The following is a 5663-nucleotide window of genomic DNA, read 5'->3' on the forward strand; positions in this document are numbered from 1 at the left end:
ACCTCGCTTGCCCAATAGTAGAGATTAGACAGAAAAGCTCAAAATTGACATCCTCCCCGGTCTAAAGACACCAGCATTCCTACTGATCCTAAACTATTCGCTGGGTTGAAGTTTCACAGGCTGCTGCTATTTTGACCCTAGTCTTACGCTTGCCTCCGCCTCCGTTTATTGTCTCGGACTGCCCGCCCGCGACTAATTCAAACCACGTCGTTAATAGTAAATATCAATAAAATAATAACATATGTATTCAGAAAAAACAACTAAAAAGTCGCCCGCTTATGGGCGAGGCTTTAAACCCAATTTTTTGGTAAATTCAAAAATATTGTCCTTCTTACTTCTTTCCTCTTCCTTATTCTTTCCTTTAAAATCCCATAACTTCAGCAACTGCCTCTATACTCGGTTCTAGACCTTGCTTAAACTGATTGTTGCTATGTTTAATCGCTACGTCTGGGTCTTTGAGACCATGACCAGTAAGTACACAAACTATCTTTGATCCTGTGGGAACTTGGTCTTTAACTTTCAATAAACCAGCAACAGAAGCAGCACTAGCCGGTTCACAAAAAATTCCTTCATTAGAAGCCAATAAACGATAAGCTTCTAATATTTCCTCATCAGTAACAGCAGTAAAACTTCCCTGACTAGCTTGTTGAGCAGCTATAGCTTTTTCCCAACTGGCAGGGTTGCCAATCCTAATAGCACTGGCCACTGTCTCCGGCTGGGCTATAGGATTACCTTGGACAATAGGTGCTGCCCCTGCAGCCTGAAAGCCCATCATTTTTGGCAGGCGATCGCATTTTCCAATTTTATGGTATTGACAAAAACCCATCCAATATGCTGTAATATTTCCGGCATTTCCCACAGGAATACACAACCAATCTGGGGCCTCGCCTAAAGTATCCACTATCTCAAAAGCACCAGTTTTTTGACCTTCGAGACGATAGGGATTAACTGAGTTTACCAAAGTCACTGGATATTTATTGGCCACTTCTCGCACTATTTCTAGGGCTTGGTCAAAATTACCTTTAATTGCCAAAACTTGAGCCCCATATAACAAAGCTTGGGCTAACTTTCCTAAAGCAATATTACCATCAGGGATTAAAACAAAAGCTCGCATCCCACCTCGTCTAGCGTAAGCTGCAGCGGAAGCCGAGGTATTGCCCGTACTGGCACAGATTACTGCTTTTGCACCTGCCTCTTTGGCCTTAGATATGGCTAAAGTCATGCCCCTATCTTTGAAACTACCCGTGGGGTTGAGGCCATCATATTTAACAAATACTTCTACCTGTCTGCCTACCTGATGGGCGATTGCTGGCACAGGAATCAGAGGAGTATTACCTTCTTGCAGTGTCACCACAGGAGTTTTTTCTGTCACAGGTAGATAAGATTTATAAGCCTCGATCAAACCAGGCCAGCCTTGTAATTTTGACTGATAAGGGGGCAATGTTAAGGTCATCTTTAAGTTTTGAAGTTTTGAATTGTTTAATTTGACTAATATCCGGACTAAAGTCACGGGGATTCTAAGCTGACACTTCGCAACGGGATAAATCAGCCTTAGGACTTTTTTCTTGGCTGACCAGATCTATATTCTCTGGGGACGAGTCAAAGTACCCCTACACACTCAAACCTACTAACAATAGTTATAGGCATTGTGTTTACTCTATAAATATAGATTTGATGACAATTTATTGCTCTTTCACGATTTTAAACATATTTTACTAGTTGGGCATACTCTCCAAGCTACTATTATTTGCATTGATTAGGCAATGATCGAGAGGGCTGAGTACTTTACGGGAGTTCCACCCCTACTAGCTTGGTTAACCGTATAGTTAATACTTTTAATCGTAGCAATTTCATTTTTTGTACATCTTTATCTTATATCACAAAAAAGTAATTACATTAATTATTAATTAAAATCTGGTGCTGATTTTTAGCCCCGGTTTAAAAACACTTTGCTCTCAAGCTTGTTTTTTGTAAACTTTAAGTTTTTCTGAGGTTCGGCCTAAGCTATAATTGAATATTTATCAAACAAATATTAAGACAGCCAGAATAGTTAATATCGGTGGGTTACGACGGATAATTTCCATCTAGCATGAGCAATTGTCGTTCTTCGGGCCTTTTTATATCGGCGACAGGGGAAACCAACCCTAAACAAAAATTTAACTTTGACTTAATCAAGAGTTTCTCCATAACTTTTTGGTCAATGGCTGGTAAGGATGAAAAGTTAATCAAAATTATAGTTAGAAAGTATACCAAAACCTTACTTACTTAATCTTATAACTGTTTAGTATTGGCTAACTTACCCCAAGACCTAATTTTGAATGTTAAATTTTTATTCAATAAGGTTAAATAGCTTAATTTGTTGTAATCTATCTTAAAGAAAAACTATTTAAGTGAGTATAAATGGCTAGTAACTTATTGATTTCTGACAGCACATCTAGTTTGTCCAAAGCTTCTAGTTCTTTAAACACTGGTCCAAGGGTAAATGATTCAGGAAAATTAACCAATCAAACCCGTACCTTAGAACAGATGAAGTCCTTGTATCAAACAGATCAACAAGTTAAGTTGCTTCATCTTGAAGCAGAAATAGAAACTCTCTTATTAGAATTACGAACTATCAAAGAACGAAACTTAGTATCACAGGTTGAAAAATAAGTCAATCAATAAAAATTTTGAACATGACTATAGCTACACTTGACAAACAAGAAAGAAGTAGCAAAAGCAACAAAATTCATTAATTTACCTGGATAGTGACAAGATTATGATATAAAAAGAAAGGTTTTGCTACATACAGCATTGTTTTGAACACAATTCACTAACATTTACTGAATGCTATTAGTTCCGAGCATTAGCTGTAAAAATTTTTCAGTGGTCAAAACCGCCAGCAAAATTTTCAGGCTGGCGTTTTTTTTCGTAATTATAAATCTAGTGCATAACCATCAAAAAAAACGGGGAATTTAAACAATTTATGACTGTATCAATTACAGAATCTGCTCATGGAAATTCTAATTTGACAAACGAGCAACTACAGCTAAAAGATATTGTGAAAACTCTACCTCGCGAAGTTTTCATTAAAGATAAATGGAAAACATGGACAATGGTGGCAACCAATATATTTATGGTTGTTTTAGGTTATTGGGGACTAACAATTACACCTTGGTTTTTATTACCCCTAGTCTGGGTTTTCACTGGCACTGCATTAACAGGGTTTTTTGTTATTGGCCATGACTGCGGTCATCGCTCCTTTGCTAACCGTCGCTGGGTCAACGATCTAGTTGGTCACTTAGCGTTTTTGCCCTTAATTTATCCCTTTCATGGCTGGCGAATAGGCCATAATTATCACCACAAACATACCAATAAGATGGGGGAAGACAATGCTTGGCAACCTTGGTATCCAGAAGATTATGAGGTTGCTGGTAGTTTTATGCAGTCAGTTTATAGGGTTATGCGTGGCAGACTTTGGTGGTTAGCTTCTCTTCCTCACTGGGCACTTGTGCATTTTGACTGGAGAAAATTTGAGGGTAAGGATAGGGAAGATGTCAAGTTTTCTGCATTGGTAGTTTTTGGGTTTAGCGCGATCGCCTTTCCTTTGCTAATAGCTACAGTTGGTCTGTGGGGTCTGGTCAAGTTTTGGTTAGTGCCCTGGTTAGTTTACCACTTCTGGATGAGTACATTTACGATTGTTCACCACACAGTACCAGAAATTCCCTTTACTCCTGCCGAAGAGTGGAATGAAGCAGAGGCTCAATTATTTGGTACAGTACATTGTGATTATCCTCGTTGGGTAGAGTTTCTTTGCCATGATATTAATGTGCATATTCCACATCATGTTTCTACTGGAATTCCTTCATATAATCTGAGGCAAGCACATCAATTTTTGAAGGATAAATGGGGAGATAAACTTTATCAAACTAAGTTTTCTTGGTCTTTAATGAAAGAGATAACAGATAAGTGTCATTTGTACGATAAAACTAAGTTTTATTTGACTTTTAAAGAATATGATGCTCAGAAAATTTCCCAGTAATTTAAGTTAGGAAAGCGGTCAGTTATTAGCTATTAGCTATCAGCTTTTCAAGGTTTTTAATAGGGATTTAAACCCCATTAACATATACCACTAATTTTTCATTTATCAATTTTTATATAATCCGGCATTTTGACCGGATTTTTTTTATAGGGCATCTTGATACTCAACAGGATCAAGATACTCCCACTCATAAAAATAACCCCAAACAAAATAAAATTAATTGATAATACCACTTTCATAAATTGGTATAAAACTATAAAAATACTGAAAAAGAAAGCAATACAACTGAACCAATTTGTCAATATTCACATTAATAAATCTATTTGGATAGCATAGGATTAGTTAATTAAGGAAAAAATTCAAAATTCAGGAATAATTACCGAAAAATTATGATCTAAAGTCTCCCTTTTTAAGGGGATAAAAAAAGAACATCCATAGATATTTCAAGCCTCCTTATTGCAGAGGTACTGATAACTGATAACTGATAACTGATAACTGAAATAACCTTGAGTTTTAATCCAGATTTATGTCGTAACGAAAGCGAGGTAGAAAGCAAACTAATTGTTAGTTATCTACTCCCGAAATTAGGATACACTATCAAACATTGGCATCAAGAAGTAACTTTAGGTAGTATCCGTTTAGACTTTTTATCGTTTGCTGCCCAGAAGTTACCTTTTCGTTTAGATGGAGATTCTCCATTAAGTTTAGTTATGGAGGCAAAACATCCAAAACAAAATTTAGACCGCCATCAACGAAAACTGAGGCGTTATTTAACAAGTATGAATGTAAAATATGGCTTGTTAACTAATGCTAGAGAAATTAGGATTTATCAAAGAGACGGAAATCAGATTGAGTTAATTTTTAGTTGTTTAGGGGGTGAAGTTGATGACAAAATAGAAGAAATTAAAAAATTAGTAGGTCGAGAATCTTTGCGTAAAAATCTGAGTTCTAATACAACAGAAACTCCTGGAGAAAAAGCAGAGGTAAGTGAGGCGATCGCTACTCAATCTGAGACAAGAGAAATTGTTAGCAATATTCCCGAAAATCAGGAAAAGTTAGTAAACCTTGAAACAGATTTTAATCCAATTAATCAAAGTAGGAGAAATTCTATGAAAGTAATTGCTGTCTATCATAATAAAGGCGGAGTGGGAAAAACGACAACAGTAGTTAATTTAGCTGCTGCCTTGAGTAAAAAAGGTTATCGAGTTTTGGTTATTGATTTAGATAGTCAGGCAAATACAACTTTTGCTTTAGGTTTAGCTAAATTTGATGATGAAGAAAATGATAACTTAAAAGACAAGTATATTTATCATGTTATCAGAAATCCCAAGCGATTTACCATTGCTGAAGTTGTTTACCAATCTCAGTTCAATGACCCTGAAATTGATGTAATTCCTTCTCATATTACTTTGATGAAATATGAGAGAGAATTAACAGAAATTGATGTGGCAAAAATACGATTAAGGAAAAAACTAGAATCAGCTAAAGATAACTATGATTTTGTGGTTATTGACACACCACCTTCACTGAATCTTTATGCTAGGATAGCTATGATTACTACAGACTATCTCATCATACCTTCTGACTTGAAAGCTTTTGCAAATGAGGGATTACCAAATGTTAAAAATTTCGTTGAAGAGAT

At 36.2% G+C, this 5663-nt stretch carries 4 protein-coding genes; 3 read left to right on the forward strand and 1 reads right to left on the reverse strand.

Annotated features, from left to right (window positions below):
* Positions 1-361: 361 nt before the first annotated feature.
* Positions 362-1453 (reverse strand): threonine synthase, encoded by a 1092-nt coding sequence (gene thrC / locus F6K22_RS29630; protein ID WP_293106391.1) that lies wholly within the window; start codon positions 1451-1453, stop codon positions 362-364.
* A 947-nt stretch (positions 1454-2400) separates the two neighbouring features.
* On the opposite strand from thrC, the gene F6K22_RS29635 reads away from it, so the two are divergent.
* From F6K22_RS29635 to F6K22_RS29645, 3 genes are all read left to right on the forward strand, one after another.
* Positions 2401-2652 (forward strand): hypothetical protein, encoded by a 252-nt coding sequence (locus F6K22_RS29635; RefSeq protein WP_293106393.1) that lies wholly within the window; start codon positions 2401-2403, stop codon positions 2650-2652.
* Positions 2653-2965: 313 nt separating this feature from the next.
* Entirely contained in the window at positions 2966-4021 is a 1056-nt protein-coding gene (locus F6K22_RS29640; RefSeq protein WP_293106428.1) for a fatty acid desaturase, read from the forward strand.
* A gap of 506 nt (positions 4022-4527) precedes the next feature.
* Positions 4528-5663: AAA family ATPase (locus F6K22_RS29645; RefSeq protein WP_293106431.1), on the forward strand; the 1136-nt coding region annotated here is incomplete at its 3' end.

Source organism: Okeania sp. SIO2F4 (assembly GCF_010672385.1).
Lineage (GTDB): Bacteria > Cyanobacteriota > Cyanobacteriia > Cyanobacteriales > Microcoleaceae > Trichodesmium.

Bases quoted from the DNA above. Each gene is read 5' to 3' on its own strand.
- thrC (WP_293106391.1), bottom strand. From the start codon at position 1,453: ATGACCTTAACATTGCCCCCTTATCAGTCAAAATTACAAGGCTGGCCT.
- F6K22_RS29635 (WP_293106393.1), top strand. From the start codon at position 2,401: ATGGCTAGTAACTTATTGATTTCTGACAGCACATCTAGTTTGTCCAAA.
- F6K22_RS29640 (WP_293106428.1), top strand. From the start codon at position 2,966: ATGACTGTATCAATTACAGAATCTGCTCATGGAAATTCTAATTTGACA.